The following is an 18,742-nucleotide window of genomic DNA, read 5'->3' as shown; positions in this document are numbered from 1 at the left end:
GCGTATCGGGGACAGGAGGCCTGGGTATACCCGGAGCCATCTCTGTCGGTTACGTCTGTTATGGGAACAATAGCCGAAAATTCAAGATCCCGGCGGCCTGATAAACGAAAGGCAAAAAAAAATGCCTCTGAGGCCCCCAGGAAGGAAAAAAACCCGTTACAGGAACGGGTTTTTTTGAAATATCAGGCCGCGGCGTCGCGGACTTCTCCGCGATCCGGCTTTTCAGATTCACCGGCTTCGTCGGCGTAGATCAGCAAGGGCTTGCCTTCGCCTTCGATCGCGTTTTCGTCCACCACGACGCGCTTGACGTTGCCTTGAGAGGGCAACTCGTACATGGTGTCCAACAACGTTTGTTCGATGATCGAACGCAGGCCACGCGCGCCAGTCTTACGCTTGAGCGCCTTGCGAGCGATGGCCTTCAATGCGGCAGGCCGCAGATCCAGTTCAGCGCCTTCCATGGCAAACAGCTTCTGGAATTGCTTGAGCAAGGCATTCTTCGGTTCGGTCAGAATCTGCACCAAAGCCGCCTCGTCCAGCTCATCCAGCGTGGCAACCACGGGCAGACGGCCAACCAGTTCCGGGATCAAGCCGAACTTGATCAGATCCTCGGGTTCGACTTCGGAGAAGAGTTCGCCCACGCCACGCTCGGACTTGGCCCGCACGGACGCCGAAAAACCGATGCCCGATTTCTCGGTGCGATCACGGATGACCTTTTCCAGCCCATCAAAAGCGCCGCCGACGATGAACAGGATGTTCGTCGTGTCAACCTGGACAAAGTCCTGGTTGGGATGCTTGCGGCCACCCTGCGGGGGCACCGATGCAACCGTGCCTTCGATCAACTTCAGCAAGGCCTGTTGCACGCCCTCACCCGATACGTCGCGGGTGATGGACGGGTTGTCGGACTTGCGGGAAATCTTGTCGATTTCGTCGATGTAGATAATGGCGCGTTGCGCCTTCTCGACTTCGTAGTTGCAGTTCTGCAGCAACTTCTGAATGATGTTCTCGACGTCTTCACCCACGTAGCCCGCTTCGGTCAACGTGGTGGCATCAGCCATGACGAACGGCACATTCAGCATGCGTGCCAGCGTCTGCGCCAGGAGCGTCTTGCCCGACCCGGTGGGGCCGATCAGCATGATATTGCTCTTGGAGAGCTCGACCTCGTCACCCTTGATCTCGCCGTGACGAATGCGCTTGTAATGGTTGTAGACCGCCACTGCCAGCATGCGCTTGGGCGAATTTTGCCCAATCACGTACTGATCCAGGAAGGTCTTGATTTCGGCCGGAGTGGGCAGTTCGGAACGAATCGCCGCGCGCGCGGTCGCTTGCGCTTCCTCGCGGATGATGTCGTTGCACAGGTCTATGCATTCATCGCAGATGAATACCGACGGACCCGCGATCAGCTTGCGGACTTCGTGCTGGCTTTTATTGCAAAACGAGCAATGCAGCACTTTTGCGTCTGCCGATCCCTTTTTTTCAGGCATATTTGTTTCGTATCTCAGGTAAAGATGCGCCAGACCGGATAAAGGGTCCAGCGCATGCGCTTACTCAAACTTGATGGCAGCGGGTTCGGATCAACCGGGAAGTCAGCCTTCCGAGCGGGAGGTCATTACCTTGTCCACCAGTCCATACGATACCGCATCTTCGGCTGACATGAAGTTGTCACGCTCCGTGTCCAGGCCGATGCGCTCGATCGACTGGCCGGTATTGTCGGCCAGGATTCGGTTCAGGCGTTCGCGCAGGTCCAGGATCTCGCGAGCCTGGATCTGGATGTCGGACGCTTGGCCTTGGGCGCCGCCGGACGGTTGGTGGATCATGATCCGCGAGTTGGGCAACGTGAAACGCTTGCCCTTCTTGCCAGCCGCCAGCAGGAACGCACCCATGCTGGCCGCCAAACCGGTGCACAACGTCGAGACGTCCGGCTTGATGAACTGCATGGTGTCAAAAATGGCCATTCCCGCATACACCGACCCGCCGGGCGAGTTGATGTACAGGGAAATGTCCTTGTCAGGATTCTCCGATTCCAGGAACAGCAACTGCGCCACAACCAGATTGGCCGTTGCGTCGTTGACCGGACCCACCAGGAAAATGAGCCGTTCGCGGAGCAGACGCGAATAGATGTCGTAGGCGCGCTCGCCGCGCCCCGACTGCTCGATAACCATGGGAATGTAGCCCAGGCCGGTGGGGGTCACCGAAGACCCGCCATTCATTGCCGCATAGAAATCGGTGAATCTCTGCATAGTGTTACGCCATCCCCATCAACTGATCGAAAGGCACCTTTTCGTCGGTGACCTTGGCCTTTTCCAACACGTGCGCGACGACGTTGTCTTCCAGCACGATAGCCTCGATTTCAGCACGACGCTGGCGGTCAGCCAGGTAATAGCTGACAACCTGGGCGGGTTGTTCGTAGTTCTCGGCGAATTCTTCAATGCGCGCGCGAACTTGCTCGGGCTTGGCTTGCAACTGGGCTTGCTTGACCAGTTCCGACACCAGCAGGCCCAGACGGACACGGCGTTCGGATTCGGTCGAGAAGGCTTCGGGCGGGATCGGCACGGACTCGGCGTTCGGGATGCCACGTTGCTTCAGCTCTTCGCGAGCGGCGGCAACACGACCTTGCACGTCGTTGTCGACCAGTGCCTTCGGCACGTCGAACTTGGCGGCTTCGACCAGGGCGTCCATGACGCTGGACTTGGTGCGGCCAGCCGAACGGACCTTGACTTCGCGCTCGATGTTGCTGCGGATGTCGGCCTTCAGCTTTTCGACGTCGCCTTCGGCCTGGCCGAGGGACTTGGCGAATTCGCTGTTCAGTTCGGGCAGGACGCCTTCAGCCACTTCCTTGACGGTGATGGTGAATTCGGCGGTCTTGCCGGCGACTTCCACACCTTGGTAGTCGTCAGGGAACTTGAGTTCGAAGACCTTGGTTTCGCCAGCCTTCAGGCCGCGGGCAGCTTCTTCAAATTCCGGCAGCATGCGGCCTTGGCCGAGCACGAACGGAAAGTCTTCAGCCTTGCCGCCTTCGAACGGCACGCCGTCGATGGTACCGGCGAAGTCCAGCGTGACGCGGTCGCCGTCTTGCGAGGCGCGGCCTTCACGGGCTTCAAACGTGGCGCGCTGCTTGCGCAGAACGTCCAGGGTTTGTTGCACTTCGGCGTCAGTGACGGCGGTGTCATAGCGGGTGACGGCCAGGGCCGACAGATCCGGCACGACGACTTCGGGGTAGACCTCGAACGTGGCGCTGAACGCCAGCGTGTCGTCGGTGACGCCTTCAGTCTTGGGTTCCAGGTTCGGGGCACCAGCGACGCGCAGCTTGGCGCCGTCGATGGCTTGTTCGAACGCACGGCCAACTTGGCTATTGATCACGTCGTAGCGGATGCTGGGGCCATGGCTGCGCTCGAGCATGGCGAGCGGAGCTTTACCCGGGCGGAAGCCGGGGACCTTGGCGGTGCGAGCCACGCGCTTCAATTGCGCCTGGACTTCCTTTTCGACGTCGGCCACCGAGACGGCCAGATCAACACGGCGCTCCAGGCCGGAGAGGGTTTCAACCACAGGCTGCATTAAAAGACCTATTTTCCGAGAGATGAGATTACGGGCGGATAAACGCGGCATTTTACCGGAAACTTCCGGAACCCTAACGCAAAGGGGCCCGAGCCCCGGATTTGCCCGGATGCTCGTGCCCCGTTTTCCACCCGAAAAGGGAGGGAGAACGTCGTTCCGACGTCTTTACTTGGCCTTGGCGATGCGGTCTTCGATGTGCTGAGCACGCTTGGCCGAGGACGGATGCGAGCTCATCATATCGCTCTTGCCGCCATCCAGCTCGGCCAGCTTCTGGAATGCCGTCACCAAACCACGGGTGTTGAGCTTCTTGGCCTGCAATTGATCGAACGAATAGTCGTCCGCATCGCTTTCCTGGGATTGCGAGAATTGCGCGTTGATGAACTTCTCGGTCAAGTCGCCCAATTGCGAGGAATTCAAGGCAGCAACCGTGGCACCACCCGCAGCGCCCGCCGCATCACGCGCGGCCGACACGGTGTAGGCGGTCTGCATCGCCTTCTTGCTGTGGCCCAGCGCCACGTGGCCGATTTCGTGGCCGACCACGCCCAACACTTCGTCGTCGGTCATCATGTCCATCAAGCCGCTATAGACGCGGATGCAACCGTTGGCCATCGCCCAGGCGTTGACGTCCTTGGTGATGTAGACCTTGTAGTTGGCCTTCTGGCCATTGACGGTGCCGCCCAGCGACTTGGCGATCTTCTGCAGGCGGACGTCGTACTTGCTGCCGGGGGCAGCGATCTTTTCCTGCGAATCACTTTGGGCGCAAGCCTTGTCCGACAAGGCCTTGATTTCGGCATCGCTCAGGGTGGCAGCCTGCACGACCTTGCTGCCGGCGCCCACCAAGCCACCGATATCGAAGGCGTGCGACGCGGAGAAAGGGGCAAGCGCAACGGTCAATGCGGCAACGGTGTAGCGGATCTTCATGGGAACAAACTCCTCTTGACTGGCTCTATGCGAGTGAGGCGGCAATTCTATCCATGCCGAAAGCTCTCTAAGCGTTTCGCCACAGAGTTTCGCAAATGGCAGTTTCTCTTACACAAAAGCCCTGCACGCGGTGCCCAAGCGTGCTAGCCGGCGTCCACCAGCGTCATCTTGCGGTCATAAAAAACTGATGCCCGGCATACCCGGGCATTGATAGAATTGCCGCCGCACTTTTTATTGCCCACCATCAAACGGCTCGCACCCAACATGATTCAGAATCCCCCTCCCCGTCTAGGCCTGCTGCCCAGCCTGATCTTCAGTTCCCGCTGGCTACAGCTGCCGCTGTACCTGGGCCTGATCGTCGCTCAAGGCGTTTACGTCATGCTGTTCCTGAAGGAGCTCTGGCACCTGCTCACGCATGCCAACAGCTTCGGCGAAATGGAGATCATGCTGCTGGTCCTGGGGCTGATCGACGTGGTCATGATCTCGAACCTGCTGCTCATGGTGATCGTGGGCGGCTACGAGACCTTCGTGTCCCGCCTGCGCCTGCACAACCATCCGGACCAGCCGGAATGGCTGAGCCACGTCAATGCCAGCGTACTCAAGGTGAAGTTGGCAATGGCCATCATCGGCATCTCGTCGATCCACCTGCTGCGCACCTTCATCGAGGCCGGCACGATCGGCACGCCCAACGCGCGCTTCACCGAGGCGGGTGTCATGTGGCAGACCATCATCCATGCCCTGTTCATCCTGTCCGCGTTGGGGATCGCGCTGGTGGACAAGCTGTCGACGCCGGCGCCCCACAAGCACTGACGCACGGCGCAGAAAAAAAAGCCCCCATGCGTTGCGCATGGGGGCTTTTTTATGGGCCGAACACCGGGAATCCCCGGCGCGCTACCCGAAAAACATCAGGCGGCGACCTTGATGTTCTTGGCGCTGGGACCCTTGGGGCCAGTGCCAACCTCGAAGGTGACGCGCTGGTTTTCCTGCAGCGACTTGTAGCCTTCGCTACGGATTTCGGAGTAATGAGCGAAAAGGTCTTTGCTGCCGTCGTCGGGCATGATGAAGCCATAACCCTTTTCGGCGTTGAACCACTTAACGATGCCGGTTGCCATGGAGTGTCCTTGAACCTAGAAAAAGCGATTTCTCGCGGGGCGCCAGATCATCAAGGATGGGAGGGGAAGCAACCGCAGCACCACTGACGGCGACAAGTTAACGCAGACCGCGTCGCTTGAAAATCTCGCTGAACCCAGTGTATTGGTGAACGCCGAAAAACGTCAAATATGCGAAAGGCCGACACCTGATTGGGAATCGCATCGCGAACCGGCAGGCGCGGCATCAACCGATGTCTGCAATGCCCAAACCCTCGACATTTTCACCTTGGCATGAATAGATACATGCCGATACCGAGCCGTGCCTAGCTAACCCGAGAAGCCGCCGGCATCCAGGAATTCCTGTTCGGCCTGGGTGGTCTGACGCCCCAGCGCCCCGTTGCGATGCGGGAACCGCCCGAAGCGCTTGATGATGTCGCGGTGCAAGACCGCCCAACGCAGCGTATCGGCGTCCAGGGGCTCCATCAGCGCAACGCCACGGTTCTGCACCACCAGGCTCTCCGCGTGCTCAAACGGCATATAAAAGAACTGGCGCAATTGCGGATCCACCGCGAGGTCATGCCCCGTGGCGATTGCGCGTTCGGCGAAATACTGGGCCAGGGGATCCGTGGCGAACATGTGCGCCGTACCCCGAAACGCATTCCGGGGGAACTGGTCCAGCAGAATCATCAGTGCCAGGGCACCCTCGGCATCTTCCAGCCAGGCATCCAGCTGACGCGAGGCGGCAGCCCAGTGCGCGGATTCAAACCGCTTGCGGAATTCGGCGTCGAACGCATCGCTTTTACTGAACCACTGTTGCGGCCCCGCCTCTGTCCAGAACGCGACCACGTCTTGCGGTTGAACGGCAAGCGGCTTCGGGGAAGAGGAAGTCATAACGAGGATCCTGAAGGCATGGAGAGGCGGCGATGACCGCACAAAGCCCGCGCGGCCGGAACTTTGGAAGAATACCGCGCAAAAACAAAAAAAGCCCCCGAAGGGGCTTTTTTGAAAACTCAGACCTTTACAGGACCTGAATCTTCGTAGCTTGCGGGCCCTTGGGGCCATTGGCCGTCACAAAGCTGACGCGCTGGTTCTCTTCCAGAGACTTGAAGCCAGAACCCTGGATTTCGGAGAAGTGAGCGAACAGATCCTTACCACCCGCTTCCGGGGTGATGAAGCCATAGCCTTTTTCCGAATTGAACCACTTAACGACGCCGGTTTCCATACTGTATTTCCTAGAGATAATGGGCAAATGCCCGGAGGTCACGAATCAATCAAGGAGGGGACAGTAGAACAATAACGCTGAGCCGGAAAAGGCACGGCACTGAACGAAAATCGCAACGCTTGTGATCGTGTGCCGACACTATCGTTATGTTCCCCTCACAAGTCAACATAATCCTAAAAAATACGTGCCAATAATGCAACAAAGAGAAACTGCGTTGAAAATTTACACGTTTTCATAGGCAAAACTTGTCCCTGCATAGGTGTAAACACCCATACATCATAAAAAAACAATCAAGGCTTATATAAATGCCTTCTAAACCCGTACTACCCTCATACGCCGTTCAGATAGGCACTTTGGTTTGCCGTCAGGCTTACTCGTCGATAGGTAAACCCAACAAATCGAGCGCCGCGCCAAAAGCATCGGAACCCGAGCAAAGGAAAACCGCCACGTCGCCGGGATTCATATTTTCCAGGACTTGGTCGATTTGTTCTTGCGCATTATCAACATTGTCGACATTTGAAGCGTGTATATCCGCTCCGGCGTCGACTTTTTCAGTGGGAACGATTTCCGCGATCGCATTGAGATCGGTTACGCCCACCACGACATAGACGCTGATGGACTCGCCATCAATCGTCGTGAGCAGCTCGACGCCGCCCGCCACGTCGGCAAGGTGCCGACTTACTATTTCCATGTTCAATCTTCCTTGATCAGCAGGCCAAGCCCGCTTGGACGCACGCACCGTTCAGGTGCAATCTCACGCCCAGGCGCGACTATAACAGCCTTATGCTAATGCTTCTTGACATTCGGTCCCAGGGACTGCCTGGCGGCGCCAGACGTGGCTGCGACGCTACGGCAACGCACCCCGGCCTCGGCCAGAATGCGGATCAACGGCTTCTGGGCGGCCAGGAAAGCCGCCTTGTCGTCGCCCGTGAGCTTGCAGATGAACATCTGCGCCAGCAACTGGGTGCGGCGGGCCTTGCGGTTGCCGGATTCCTCGGCCAGCCACTCGGCCACCCAGGTGGCGGCGGCCTCGGCATCGCCTTGCAGCTTGACGTGGCCAAGCAGGTCGTACACCGTCACGCCGCCAATGCGGTCGTCTTCGCCGCGCGCAAGAAAGAGCTTGGCAGCCTGGCCCGAGTAACCGGGGATCACCGCGAGGCAATCGCGTTCAGCGGGTTTCTTCATAAAGTTCAATGTGTCTTGTTGTCGAGAACCCTGGACTGTAACCCGGCCTTGCGCACTGTCGCATTGGCACCACGGAACTCTGCTATTGTCGGCCTACACATTTTCAATACGGTGAACATCATGCAACGCGATTTCGATCTGGTCGTCACGATTCTGGGCGCCCTGCGCGACGCGCCTGGCCCCAACCTGAGCACGCACGACATCAAGAACGCCGCCCTGGCCCCGCACCCTGAAGAACAAGGCCTGCAAGTCATTGCGCACCACCTGGACCTGCTGTCCGACGCCGGACTGGTCAAGCAAGTCAGCGAGACGGCCGCCAGCGCCGCCGCGACGCGCTGGCGCATCACGTGGAAGGGCTACGACGCTCTGGAGCAGGACGAGGACGACGAAGAAGACGCCGAAGACTTCGACGCCGAAGAATAAAGCGGGTAAGCCTGGGGCTCAGCGGCGCTGCAAGATGCGCCGCGTGAGCAGCGATGCGGCGGTGCCGATCACCAGGCTGAACATGAAGGCGGCGATCGACAGCATCGCCGACAGATCGCTGAAGCCCCCGTGGCGAGACAGCAGGAAGACCGCCACGAATACCGCGGCGGCCAGCGCGACCACTCCCATCAACACGTGCTTGACCGAGCGCAAGCGGCCACACAGCGAGCCGCCGATCAGCGCGGCCGCCACCATCGCGGCCATGGACCAGAACAGGTATTCGTACTGCATGCGGACGTTCTCCCCCGAAGGCATTGAGGCGCCCGCATTATAGGCGCCGGATCATCCCTGAGCGGCGACCGCCACCACGCTGATCTCGACCAGCGCGCCGTAATGCAGTGCACCCGTGGGCACGACGGCCCGCGCGGGACGATGATTGCCGAAAGCGCGTTCGTAAACCCGGTTCACCTCGTCCCATAAGCCGATATCCGAGATGTACACCGTGACATTGGCGACCGTGGCCATTGAGGCGCCGGCAGCCTCAAGAATCGCCTTCACGCTGCGCAGAGCCTCTACGGTCTGGCCGGAGGCCCCGGCCGCCAGTTGCGGTTTGGCCCCGGCCTGCGCGGGGGGCAGGAAACCCAGTTGCCCGGAGACGAAGACAAAGCCATTCGCGCGCACCGCCTGCGAGTAGTGCCCTGCGGGCGGCGTGGCATTGGGGGTATTGATCAAATCCATGTTCCATTCCCGTTGATATGCGTAAAGCGTGGAGCGCAGGCTACCAACCGCGAAAGCGTTCCCAGCGGGCCACGACCCCTGGTTCGCCCGGGCGCACGACCTGATAGGCCTCGTGCTGCGCGCAGGTGGCGCATGCGTGATTCGGGACAATGCGCAGCTTCGTCCCCAACGGCAGATCGGGCAGGCTGGCGCCGCTGCCGGGCCGTAGCGTGATGATGCCCTGCTCCTGATTCGTCTCGGCCAACAGCAGGTCAGGATAGACACGGCCATCGGCGTCGCACACCAGGCCATACAACTGATCGACGGGTTGCTTGGCCGTGCCACGATCGCGCGACATGGCCATCCAGCCCGCGTCGACCAGGATCCAACCCTTGTCGGCTTGATGACCGATGACGGTTGTCAGCACGGTCGTCGCGATGTCCTCGACCGAGCACACACCCAGCCCCGCCATCACCAGATCGAAGAACACATACACACCGGCGCGCACCTCCGTGACACCGTCCAGGTTGCGCGCAAAGTGGGCGGTGGGCGTGGAACCGATGCTGACCACCGGGCACGGCATCCCCGCGTGGCGGATCGTCTCGGCGCAACTGACGGCGGCCCAGCGCTCTTGCTCGGCCATGTCGGCAATGGCGTCGACGCTGCGGCAGCCGTAGGATTCGCCGGCGTGCGTCATGACGCCGCGCAGGCAGCCTGCGTCGTGCAGCACGTTCGCAACCGCCAGCAGATGATCGTGATTGTCTGGCTGCACGCCCGCGCGGTGCCCGTCGCAATCAATCTCGATCAACGTGGGGATGGGGCTGCCTGCCATGGCGGCACGGGCAGCCACCGCCCTCGCCGCTTCGATGCTATCCACCACCACGGTCAGGTCCACGCCCTTTGCGCGCAACGCCAGCACGCGGTCCAGTTTCGAGGGAGACACGCCAACCGCATAGAGCAGGTCAGTGACGCCCGCGGCCGCGAACTGTTCCGCCTCCTGCAACGTGGAGACGGCTGCCGGCCCTTGGGGACTTGTCATCACGCGGCGCGCGACATCGATCGATTTGGGTGTCTTCAGGTGCGGGCGCAATTGCACGCCGTGGCCTGCCATCAGCGCATTCAGACGCTGGATGTTGCGCGTCATGCGCGTTTCGTCCAACAGCAGGCAAGGGGTTTCCAGAGAGTCCAGGGTGGGCGGCAGGCTGGGGGTCGTCATCGGGGCGGTTCTCGGCAAATCAGATCGGAAAGACGTCAGGCGGGCCTGGGTCTGGCTGCCTGTAGTATGGCGCGGCGCGGCTTGTACGTGTTTAATACGAGCTTAATTTTCAATTAAGTCATACCTGAATGATCACCACAGACGACTTGCGATTCTTCCTGAGCCTGGCCGCCACGCAATCGCTCGCGCAGGCCGCGCGCGCGCTGGACGTGACGCCCCCAGCCGTGACGCAGCGGCTGCATGCGCTGGAAAAGCGCTTGGGCGTGAGGCTGGTGAACCGGTCAGGACGCGGCACCGCGCTGACCGATGAAGGACGGCTGCTGGCGTTGCGGGCCGGGCAGATCTGCGGCGAACTGGGCGATCTGGCCGATGAACTGGCCGGACGGCGCGGGGTGGTGGCAGGACATCTGCGTGTGGTGGCGCCGCTGGGTTTCGGCCAGCGATACATCGCCGGGCTGGTGGCCGGTTTCCGCGAAAGCAGCGACAACGTCACCGCCAGCCTGACATTGTCCGACGGCCCGCCCCGGTTGGCCACCGACAACTGGGACGTCATGGTGCACATCGGCGAACTGCGCGATTCGACCTTGGTGGCCTATCCGCTGGCCCCCAACCGCCGCATCCTGTGTGCGGCGCCCTCCTATCTGGCACGCCACGGAGCGCCCGCCAAACCGGAAGACTTGCGCGACCATGACTGCATCGCCTTGCGCGAGAACGATGAAGACGTCACGTTGTGGCGCTTCAAGCGCGGCCGGGGGCCCGCTGTCGGCGTACGCATCGCGCCGGCGCTATCCAGCAATACTGGCGCCGCCGCCGTGGACTGGGCGCTGGCCGGACACGGCATCGTCGCGCGGTCGGAGTGGGATGTCGCGGAGCACTTGAAAACACGATCGCTGGTGCCGCTGCTTGCGGGATGGAACCTGCCCGACGCCAACGTGGTGGCATTGGTGAAATCACGCCAGGACCTGTCCGCCCGGACGGCCGGCTTCCTGGCGCATCTGCGTGCCGCATTCGGCTCCACACCGTGGCGCGACAAGGCCTAGGCGACAACGCTTGCCGCGCCAGACGCGCACTTAATCCAGCATCGCTTCGGCTTCGATCTCGATCAGCCATTCCGGCAACGACAGGCCACTGACGATGACCCATGATGACGGCGGTGGATCGATCGGAAAGCGGTCACGCAAGGTTTGCGCGATCGCTTCCTGATCTTCGCGGGCCGTCTCGCAGATGTAGATCCGCAGCATGATCACCTGAGCCAGCTTGCCGCCCGCCGCGGCCAGCACCCGCTCGATATTGTCCAGCGCGGCCTCGGTCTGCTCTTGCAGGCCTGGTCCGACCGTGCGTTCATGGATGTCGACGCCGACCTGACCCGACAGCAGCATCCTGCGCTGCCCCGTCACGATGACGGCTTGGCTGAATCCATACTGGACGGTGTTGAAAACGGTGTCGGGATTGACGACGGTTCTGGACATGATGTGCTCCTGTGGGCGGCGCGTCCCGCGATGCGCCGGAACCCGCATTCTATCGAGCCGCCCGCGTCAGGACGCCACGCGCCCAGACGCCCGCGTTCGCCCGCCGGGTAACGCCACCAGCAGCACGATGGCGCCCGCGGCGACCGCCGTCCAGAATCCCGCGCGCACGCCATAGTGATCGACCACCCATCCCGCCAACGCGGCACCCGCAGCCACGCCGGCACCCAGCCCCGTCACCAGCCACGTCAGCCCCTCGGTCAGACGCTGGCCCGGCACACTGCTTTCGACCAACGCCATGGCGATGATCATGGTGGGCGCGAACGACAGCCCGGCCAGCAGCACGCCCAGAGACAACGTGATCAGATCGTTCACCAGCAGCAAGGGCAAGGTCGTGAAGGCGGTGACGGCGGCGGCGATCGACAGCATCCGGGGAAGCGGCATCTGGAACTTCAGCACGCCGAAGACCAGCCCCGCCACGCACGACCCCAAGGCATAGGCCGACAGGATCAGACTGGCCCCCGCAGGCACGCCCTGCGCGCGGGCAAACGCAACGCTGAGCACGTCGATGGTGCCGACGATCACACCCATGGCCGACATCATGGCGACAAGCGATCGCATCGAGGGCATGCGCAGCACCGAAGCCTCACGGCCTGCCTCCCTGACCTGCACGGCGGGCGCGGTGCCCCGTTGCAAGACGAACGCGGTCACGCCCACCGCCAGCAACAATGCGGCGGCCAGCGGCGCAGCCTGCGGAAACAGCGCCACGCTCAAGCCTACTGAAATGGGCGGCCCCACAATGAAGCTGAGCTCATCGGCCACCGACTCCAGGGCATACGCGGTACGCAATTGCGGCTGGTCGCGATAGATTTCAGTCCAGCGCGCGCGGATCATGGCCGGCATGCTGGGCAAGGCCCCTGCCATCGCGGCGAAGACAAACAGCGTCCAATCCGGCGCTCCCCATTGGACGCAGGCGGCCAGGCCGAGCAACGCCAGGACGCAAATGCCCGCCGCCACGGGCAACACGCGGCCCTGCCCGTGCCGGTCTACCAGCCGCGAGATGCGCGGGGCAATCAAAGCCGTAGCCAGGGCAAACGTGGCCGCGACCGCCCCTGCCAGCGCGTACGCGCCGCGCACCTCGGACAGCATCGTGATGATGCCGATGCCGATCATCGGCAAGGGCAGGCGTGCGATCGCGCCCGCCAACACAAACCCGGTGGCGCCAGGCGCCTTGAACAACTCACGATACGGATTGGACACCGATAGCCTTTGATACTTGGTAGACGGCGAGATCGTATTCACATACATTGCGTATGTCAATTAACATACGCGCCGTATGTCACTGGAGATACTTGCATGTCGCGTTCCCGCGCCGAGATGATCGAAGCCACCCGGGCCAAGTTGCTGGCCACCGCCCGGCACGCCTTTCAGCATGCCGGCTATGCCGCCACGTCCATGGACGATTTCACCGCAACGGCGGGATTGACGCGAGGGGCTTTGTATCACCACTTTGGTGACAAAAAGGGGTTGCTGGCCGCAGTGGTCGAACAAATCGATGACGAAACGGATCAGCGGCTCAATGCCATCTCGGCACAGGCAACCGACGCCTGGGCCGCCTTCCGCGACCGCTGCCGCGCCTATTTGCGCATGGCGACCGAGCCCGAGATCCGCCGCATCGTGCTGCAAGATGCGCGGGCTGTGCTGGGCCCCACGCCCGACGCCGCGCAACAGCAGTGCATCACCTCGCTTGCTAGGTTGCTGCAACGCCTGATGGACGAACGCATCATCGAAACCGCCGACCCCCAGGCCCTGGCGCGACTGGTGAACGGCAGCCTGACCGAGACCGCATTCTGGATTGCCGACACGCCCGATGGCGCCTCGCGGCTGGAACAAGCATTGCACGCGCTGGACCTGCTGCTGCGCGGCCTGTTGCGGCGCTAACGCCCCGCCATGAACGCGCCCGTCGATTGTGCTTTGGTCGCCTCACACGTATTATCAAAGAATATTCTTGTTTAAATAATTTTGGAGACCGTTGTGGCTGTCAGCACCACCCCTGAGTCAGGCGCATCCTGGGCCGATCTGCTGCACGGGGCGAACGCCCTGCGCTCTATCGCCCTGGCGGGTGGCGTGGCACTGCACGCCATCAATGTCTACATCGTCACCACCATCCTGCCCAGTGTCATTCAGGACATCGGCGGCCTGGAGTACTACGCATGGAACACGACATTGTTCGTCGTGACGTCCATCATCGGGTCGGCGCTATCGGCCAAATTGATCGAAACCCTGGGTCCGCGCGCGGCCTACCTGCTGGCCGTGGCCGTGTTCACCGCGGGTGCGGTCGTCTGTGCCCTGGCCCCCACCATGCCCATGCTGCTGGCGGGCCGCTGCATCCAGGGCCTGGGGGGCGGCATTCTGTTTGCCCTGAGCTACGCGCTGATCCGGCTGGTGTTCGACGCCCCCCTCTGGTCTCGCGCCATGGCGCTGGTGTCCGGCATGTGGGGGGTGGCCACCTTGTGCGGACCCGCGATCGGCGGCATCTTCGCTCAAACCGGGCACTGGCGGCTGGCCTTTTGGGCCTTGCTGCCCGTTGCGGCGGCATTGGCCCTGATCGTGACGTTCAAGGTCGGTGACCGGTCAACGGTGCCCCCTGCCCCGCCCTCGGCTTTGCCGCTGGGCACGCTAGGCCTGTTGGTGGCTTCCGTGCTGGCCATCACGCTGGCCAGCCTGTCAACGGGCCTGGGCTGGAACCTGGCAGGCATTGGCGCAGGCCTGGCCATCGCCATGCTGATCGCTCGCGTGGATTCGCGCGCGGCAAGGCGCCTGTTGCCGACGGGCGCCTATTCCGTCGGCACCTCACTGGGCGCCCTATATGCGGTGATGTGCCTGATTGTGGCTGCCATCACGACCGAGATCTTCGTGCCCTACTTCCTGCAAGTCATCCATGGCCTGTCGCCCCTGGGCGCGGGCTACATGACGGCAGCGATGGCGGCGGGCTGGACGCTTGCGGCCATGCCCAGCGCGACACGCACCGGCAGCGCAGCGGATCGGCTGGTGCGCCTGAGCCCCATCGTGATCCTGGTCTCGTTGATTGGCCTGGCCATCATGACGCCGCTGGCGACCATATTGACGTCCGTGGCAGGACTGGCCGCCTATGTCGTTGCGCTGGCAGGCGTGGGTTTCGGCATCGGCTTGGCTTGGCCGCACTTGCTGACCAGAATCTTCAATGCCGCGCCCAAGGGCGAGGAAACGCTGACGTCGTCGTCGATCACCACCGTGCAACTCTACGCATCGGCGGTCACGGCCGCATTGGCAGGCGTTGTCACCAATAGCGCCGGACTGGCGGACCCTGGCGGCGTAGCGGGCGCGCAGCAGGCGGCGCGTTGGCTATTCGCCGCCTTCGCGCTGGCACCCATCGTGGCGTCGTTGCTGCTTCTACGGACCACGCGAACGGCGGCCGGCAAGCCTTGAGCCTGCGCGTTATGGACGAATCTTGGAAGATACGGGCTGAAATCCACCAAACGCGGTATGGAACGTCACGCAGGTCTTTGTTACGCTGACTGCACCTGAACAGGGTGACGTCCATGAGCAACAAGATCCGACTGCTTTGCGTTCAACCATCCTCGCTATCGGCGCGTTTCGCCTTCATGGCGATCGCTCTGAAGTGGTCAATGGGGGCGACGCCGCGGCCGATGCGGCTGATGATCGGCCCCCACGAACTGGAGCCGGTGGGTTCTGAATCCGCCTTCTGGCAGTTTGCGCTTCGTCACGCCGTGATCGGCCAATCCTTTCTGGTGACGCGCGGTAGCGACTGGGACGTGGCCGCCTCGGTGGATGGCGACGAAATCCGCGCATTCGGTCGAAAGTTCACCCTTAGTCAGTGCCTCTACTGAGCGGCCGCTACACGCCGAATTCGCGCTTGCGGTGAAAGGCCGCAAGCTCCTCGGCCGTCCAGCGTTGCCGAGCCTCTTCCTGACAGCAGGTGCGAAAAACAAGCGCGCCCACTTCCAGGAACCGCCCTACATCGGCATCCGATAACTTGGCCTGCACCTGCAACAGGCAATCCGCATAGGCCGAGAGTATGCCGTCCCAGCCATCCACCTTGCCCGGCGCGACGGGCTGCGAAATCATGCGCACCATCATTTCACTATGGTCCATGCGATTGTCCCCCTTTTGATACCACGCCGTCGCCTCATCAACCTGCGGTCGGTCGCGTGGTACTTGCAGCAAGTGCCGTACCCGCGCCAGTTCCGCCCGCCATCATCGTGGCGGTTCGGTCGTTACGGTAAAGACCGCTCTGTCGAATGAAGAAACTACCGTCGGGCAGGCGTGTCCGGCGCCCTTCCCCGCAACAGCGCGTCCGGATGCGCCTGGAGGTAATCGGACAGCTCCCGCAGCGATCTGGCCGCCCTGCCCAATTCGCGCAATGCGGTATCCGCGCCCTGAGGAAGGGCATCCGGCGCCAGCAAAGCAGTCACGGCCGTCAATGACCGGTTGGCTTGGCGCAGCAGCGCCTGTGCTTCGGGCGCCAACTGCGTATCCAGCCGCTTGAGCAAACCGGATGCCGCACGCAAGGCGCCGCCCAGCTCCGTCCCGATCGCGTCGAACGGCACCTTGTCGAGCTTGGTGAGAATGCTATTGACCTGCTGCTGCAACTGATCAAGATTGTTCGGCACGGTCGGAATAAAGGGCTGCTCCTCCATGGTGAACGTCACAGGTTTGGCATCGGGGAATTCGGCCATCGCCACATACAGTTGTCCGGTCAACAGATTGCCGATGCGCAGTTGCGCCCGCGTGCCGCGCGCGATGATCGCCTCCAGCAGCTTGCCGCTGGGGTGCTGCACATCGCTCCCCGCGTAGTCCTTGATCTCGCGATATGTTTTCCCGCCCAGGCGTTCGGGATACAACGTGGCCGACACGACGGCATAAAATTGCCGGGTCGTTCGATCGAAGTCCAGGTTGATCGCATCCACCTTGCCGATCGTGACGCCGTAGGCATCGACGGGCGCCCCCACCAACAAACCGCGCACCGACTGGTCAAAACGCATGCGAACGCGCAGCGGCACGCCATCTGGCTGGGCCCGAGCGGCTTCCTCATTGGGAAAGATCTCAAACGTCGCTCCGGCTGCTGCCGCCTGACGGCCGTTCGGCTCGGGCGTCTCGAACGCCACTCCGCCGACAATCACCGACAACAAGGATTGCGACCGCATCTGGAGACCCCGAGCATCCACGCTGAAATCCACGCCGCTGGCGTTCCAAAAGCGTGTGCCGTCGTTGACATGGACATCATTGGGGGCGTCGACAAATACCTGCACGTCCACCCCTTCTCCGTCCTTGGCCAAGTGGTATCCCACGACCTGACCCACCGCGATGCGACGGTAATAGACGGGTGATCCGATATCCAGCGATCCCAAATCGCGCGCGTGTAGCGTGAAGCGTTTGCCGGCACGGTCCTGTGCAACCTCTGGGGGTATCTCCAAACCGGTGAATTCGTACCGGCTCTTGGGACGTGATCCGTCTTTGCCGGAGCGCCCCGCCGGATCCAGACCGATGTAGGAACCGGACAGCAAGGTGCTCAGGCCAGACACGCCGCTCAACGTCAGGCGCGGCCTGACCACCCAGAACACCGTGCCATCCTCCAGCAGGCTGCTGGCATCCTTGTCGAGGCGGATCACCACGTCCACGCCGGATCGTTCCAGGTTCAAGGACACGCGCTCGACCAAGCCTACCGCGAGCTCCTTGTAGCGCACCTGTGTCTTGCCTGCCTCCAGCCCTTCGGCGGTCTGGAAATGGATGGTGGCCGTAGGGCCCGCGCTCAACCAGACCTGTAGCACCAGCAGTAGTCCACCTACCGCCGCGACGACCGGCACCAGCCAAATCCAGGACAGCCGCCGCCGTTTCCGCGGCAGGGGCGAAGGCGTGTTACCAGCGGCAGAACCAGGCTCAGCCATAAGGGACATCCCCTTTGAGTACACGTCCGGACGCACGGGCAGATTGCTTCGCTAGCGTCGCGTCGCGACCCGCGCGACGCATGAAGGGAGATTCCCGGTGACTCGTCCCTTGAACCGCCTGCAAACCCCGACATTAGCAGGTAGCATGGCCGTCCTGCTTGGAGGAAGTCAACGTGAATCTCACCATCCGCCCCGCCACCCTCTCGGACGCGGCCCAAATCTATGCGTTCATCACCGAATTGGCCGTCTACGAGCGCGCCGCGAACGAAGTCATTGCCAGCGCCGACGACGTCGCCCGCACCTTGTTCGCCCCGCAGGCCCCCGCCCGCGCCCTGATGTGCATGCTGGACGGGAAAGCCATCGGCTATGCCGTGTATTTCTACAGCTATTCGACCTGGTTAGGCAAGAACGGCATCTATCTGGAAGACCTGTACATCACGCCGGAACACCGCGGCATTGGGGCGGGACGCGACTTGCTACGCCATCTGGCGCAGGAAGCCGTCGCCAACGACTGCGGGCGGCTGGAATGGAGCGTGCTTGACTGGAATCAGCCGGCAATTGATTTCTATCGGTCGATCGGCGCACTGCCGATGGATGAATGGGTGCGTTACCGCCTGACCGACGACGCGCTCACCCGCTTTGCGGAAGGCCGCCGGGCGTAGCCGCCTAGAACTCGGGCAGGTCGAACAGCGTGTGCAGCGTGGAGCTGGGCGCGGGCACGGACGCCAGGTGCTCGCTTCCGTCATCATCGACCAGCACGCGAACCGGGCGCAAGGCCACGCTGGTGCCCTCGACGCTGAACGCGCTTTCAACGTTCGCCCCTTCCTTGATGACGTCAATCACTTCGGATGCCGCCGCCGTCACGGGTTCAGTGGCCCAGCCGGGCACGCCGCGCTCGGCCTGCCCCCAGCGCACATAGGCGATATGTCCGCTGACGGGTTCTTTGCGAACGGCGACGATCACATACAAAGACATCCAGGCCTCCCTAAAGTGTGGCCTGG

24 protein-coding genes are annotated in these 18,742 nt (G+C 62.1%); 7 read left to right on the top strand and 17 right to left on the bottom strand.

The window, feature by feature from the left end; all coding sequences use genetic code 11:
- Positions 1-182 precede the first annotated feature (182 nt).
- From clpX to loiP, 4 genes are all read right to left on the bottom strand, one after another.
- The gene (clpX, locus tag HV753_RS10825) at positions 183-1,481 is read right to left on the bottom strand and encodes an ATP-dependent Clp protease ATP-binding subunit ClpX (protein WP_175174439.1); all 1,299 of its coding nucleotides are present in this window, start codon (positions 1,479-1,481) and stop codon (positions 183-185) included.
- 102 nt (positions 1,482-1,583) lie between these two features.
- Positions 1,584-2,237 (bottom strand): ATP-dependent Clp endopeptidase proteolytic subunit ClpP, encoded by a 654-nt coding sequence (gene clpP / locus HV753_RS10820; protein ID WP_105557678.1) that lies wholly within the window; start codon positions 2,235-2,237, stop codon positions 1,584-1,586.
- Positions 2,238-2,241: 4 nt separating this feature from the next.
- Positions 2,242-3,552, bottom strand: coding sequence for a trigger factor (tig, locus tag HV753_RS10815; protein ID WP_175174438.1), 1,311 nt, complete (start codon positions 3,550-3,552; stop codon positions 2,242-2,244).
- Positions 3,553-3,717: 165 nt separating this feature from the next.
- Positions 3,718-4,473 (bottom strand): metalloprotease LoiP, encoded by a 756-nt coding sequence (gene loiP / locus HV753_RS10810; protein WP_175174437.1) that lies wholly within the window; start codon positions 4,471-4,473, stop codon positions 3,718-3,720.
- A 264-nt stretch (positions 4,474-4,737) separates the two neighbouring features.
- Here loiP and HV753_RS10805 point away from each other — a divergent pair, with 264 nt between their 5' ends.
- A complete protein-coding gene (locus tag HV753_RS10805; protein ID WP_175174436.1) occupies positions 4,738-5,283 on the top strand; it encodes a TIGR00645 family protein in 546 nt (181 codons plus the stop codon).
- A gap of 95 nt (positions 5,284-5,378) precedes the next feature.
- On the opposite strand, the gene HV753_RS10800 is transcribed toward HV753_RS10805, so the two are convergent.
- The 5 genes from HV753_RS10800 to HV753_RS10780 all read right to left on the bottom strand — a co-directional run bounded on the left by HV753_RS10800 (position 5,379) and on the right by HV753_RS10780 (position 7,971).
- A complete protein-coding gene (locus HV753_RS10800) occupies positions 5,379-5,585 on the bottom strand; it encodes a cold-shock protein (protein ID WP_006225311.1) in 207 nt (68 codons plus the stop codon).
- A 306-nt stretch (positions 5,586-5,891) separates the two neighbouring features.
- Positions 5,892-6,455, bottom strand: coding sequence for a DUF924 family protein (locus HV753_RS10795; protein ID WP_175174435.1), 564 nt, complete (start codon positions 6,453-6,455; stop codon positions 5,892-5,894).
- A gap of 127 nt (positions 6,456-6,582) precedes the next feature.
- The gene (locus tag HV753_RS10790; RefSeq protein WP_006220190.1) at positions 6,583-6,786 is read right to left on the bottom strand and encodes a cold-shock protein; all 204 of its coding nucleotides are present in this window, start codon (positions 6,784-6,786) and stop codon (positions 6,583-6,585) included.
- Positions 6,787-7,156: 370 nt separating this feature from the next.
- A complete protein-coding gene (locus tag HV753_RS10785; RefSeq protein ID WP_175174434.1) occupies positions 7,157-7,477 on the bottom strand; it encodes a hypothetical protein in 321 nt (106 codons plus the stop codon).
- Between the two features lie 95 nt (positions 7,478-7,572).
- A complete protein-coding gene (locus tag HV753_RS10780) occupies positions 7,573-7,971 on the bottom strand; it encodes a hypothetical protein (RefSeq protein WP_175174433.1) in 399 nt (132 codons plus the stop codon).
- Between the two features lie 120 nt (positions 7,972-8,091).
- On the opposite strand from HV753_RS10780, the gene HV753_RS10775 reads away from it, so the two are divergent.
- On the top strand, positions 8,092-8,394 hold the full coding sequence (locus tag HV753_RS10775) for a DUF2513 domain-containing protein (RefSeq protein ID WP_175174432.1): 303 nt from the start codon (positions 8,092-8,094) through the stop codon (positions 8,392-8,394).
- A gap of 18 nt (positions 8,395-8,412) precedes the next feature.
- Here the strand turns inward: HV753_RS10775 and HV753_RS10770 are convergent, their stop codons facing one another.
- Genes HV753_RS10770 through HV753_RS10760 form a run of 3 tightly spaced genes read right to left on the bottom strand, consistent with a single transcriptional unit; the run spans position 8,413 to position 10,327 of the window.
- Entirely contained in the window at positions 8,413-8,685 is a 273-nt protein-coding gene (locus tag HV753_RS10770) for a hypothetical protein (RefSeq protein WP_175174431.1), read from the bottom strand.
- A 51-nt stretch (positions 8,686-8,736) separates the two neighbouring features.
- Positions 8,737-9,132 carry a RidA family protein gene (locus HV753_RS10765; RefSeq protein ID WP_175174430.1) on the bottom strand — a complete coding sequence of 132 codons (396 nt, stop codon included), beginning with the start codon at positions 9,130-9,132 and terminating at the stop codon, positions 8,737-8,739.
- Positions 9,133-9,172: 40 nt separating this feature from the next.
- Positions 9,173-10,327 (bottom strand): DSD1 family PLP-dependent enzyme, encoded by a 1,155-nt coding sequence (locus tag HV753_RS10760; protein ID WP_175174429.1) that lies wholly within the window; start codon positions 10,325-10,327, stop codon positions 9,173-9,175.
- Between the two features lie 128 nt (positions 10,328-10,455).
- Between HV753_RS10760 and HV753_RS10755 the strand changes: the two genes are divergently transcribed.
- The gene (locus tag HV753_RS10755; protein ID WP_175174428.1) at positions 10,456-11,367 is read left to right on the top strand and encodes a LysR family transcriptional regulator; all 912 of its coding nucleotides are present in this window, start codon (positions 10,456-10,458) and stop codon (positions 11,365-11,367) included.
- Positions 11,368-11,397: 30 nt separating this feature from the next.
- Here the strand turns inward: HV753_RS10755 and HV753_RS10750 are convergent, their stop codons facing one another.
- Entirely contained in the window at positions 11,398-11,796 is a 399-nt protein-coding gene (locus HV753_RS10750; RefSeq protein WP_175174427.1) for a RidA family protein, read from the bottom strand.
- A 66-nt stretch (positions 11,797-11,862) separates the two neighbouring features.
- Entirely contained in the window at positions 11,863-13,053 is a 1,191-nt protein-coding gene (locus HV753_RS10745) for an MFS transporter (protein WP_175174426.1), read from the bottom strand.
- Between the two features lie 96 nt (positions 13,054-13,149).
- Between HV753_RS10745 and HV753_RS10740 the strand changes: the two genes are divergently transcribed.
- The 3 genes from HV753_RS10740 to HV753_RS10730 all read left to right on the top strand — a co-directional run bounded on the left by HV753_RS10740 (position 13,150) and on the right by HV753_RS10730 (position 15,683).
- Entirely contained in the window at positions 13,150-13,734 is a 585-nt protein-coding gene (locus HV753_RS10740; protein WP_175174425.1) for a TetR/AcrR family transcriptional regulator, read from the top strand.
- A 93-nt stretch (positions 13,735-13,827) separates the two neighbouring features.
- Complete coding sequence (locus HV753_RS10735; protein WP_175174424.1) at positions 13,828-15,261, top strand: MFS transporter; 1,434 nt, start codon at positions 13,828-13,830, stop codon at positions 15,259-15,261.
- A gap of 113 nt (positions 15,262-15,374) precedes the next feature.
- Complete coding sequence (locus HV753_RS10730; RefSeq protein ID WP_175174423.1) at positions 15,375-15,683, top strand: hypothetical protein; 309 nt, start codon at positions 15,375-15,377, stop codon at positions 15,681-15,683.
- Between the two features lie 7 nt (positions 15,684-15,690).
- On the opposite strand, the gene HV753_RS10725 is transcribed toward HV753_RS10730, so the two are convergent.
- Both HV753_RS10725 and HV753_RS10720 read right to left on the bottom strand, forming a co-directional pair.
- A complete protein-coding gene (locus HV753_RS10725; RefSeq protein ID WP_175174422.1) occupies positions 15,691-15,948 on the bottom strand; it encodes a hypothetical protein in 258 nt (85 codons plus the stop codon).
- A 155-nt stretch (positions 15,949-16,103) separates the two neighbouring features.
- Complete coding sequence (locus HV753_RS10720) at positions 16,104-17,741, bottom strand: PqiB family protein (protein ID WP_175174421.1); 1,638 nt, start codon at positions 17,739-17,741, stop codon at positions 16,104-16,106.
- Positions 17,742-17,914: 173 nt separating this feature from the next.
- Here HV753_RS10720 and HV753_RS10715 point away from each other — a divergent pair, with 173 nt between their 5' ends.
- A complete protein-coding gene (locus tag HV753_RS10715; protein WP_175174420.1) occupies positions 17,915-18,403 on the top strand; it encodes a GNAT family N-acetyltransferase in 489 nt (162 codons plus the stop codon).
- Between the two features lie 4 nt (positions 18,404-18,407).
- Here the strand turns inward: HV753_RS10715 and HV753_RS10710 are convergent, their stop codons facing one another.
- A complete protein-coding gene (locus HV753_RS10710) occupies positions 18,408-18,716 on the bottom strand; it encodes a carbohydrate isomerase (protein ID WP_175174419.1) in 309 nt (102 codons plus the stop codon).
- Positions 18,717-18,742: the final 26 nt, after the last annotated feature.

It is taken from the genome of Achromobacter pestifer (assembly GCF_902859625.1).
Classification (GTDB): domain Bacteria; phylum Pseudomonadota; class Gammaproteobacteria; order Burkholderiales; family Burkholderiaceae_B; genus Achromobacter; species Achromobacter pestifer.
The sequence above is the reverse complement of the archived record's forward strand: the minus strand, read 5'-3'. Positions and strand labels throughout refer to the sequence as shown.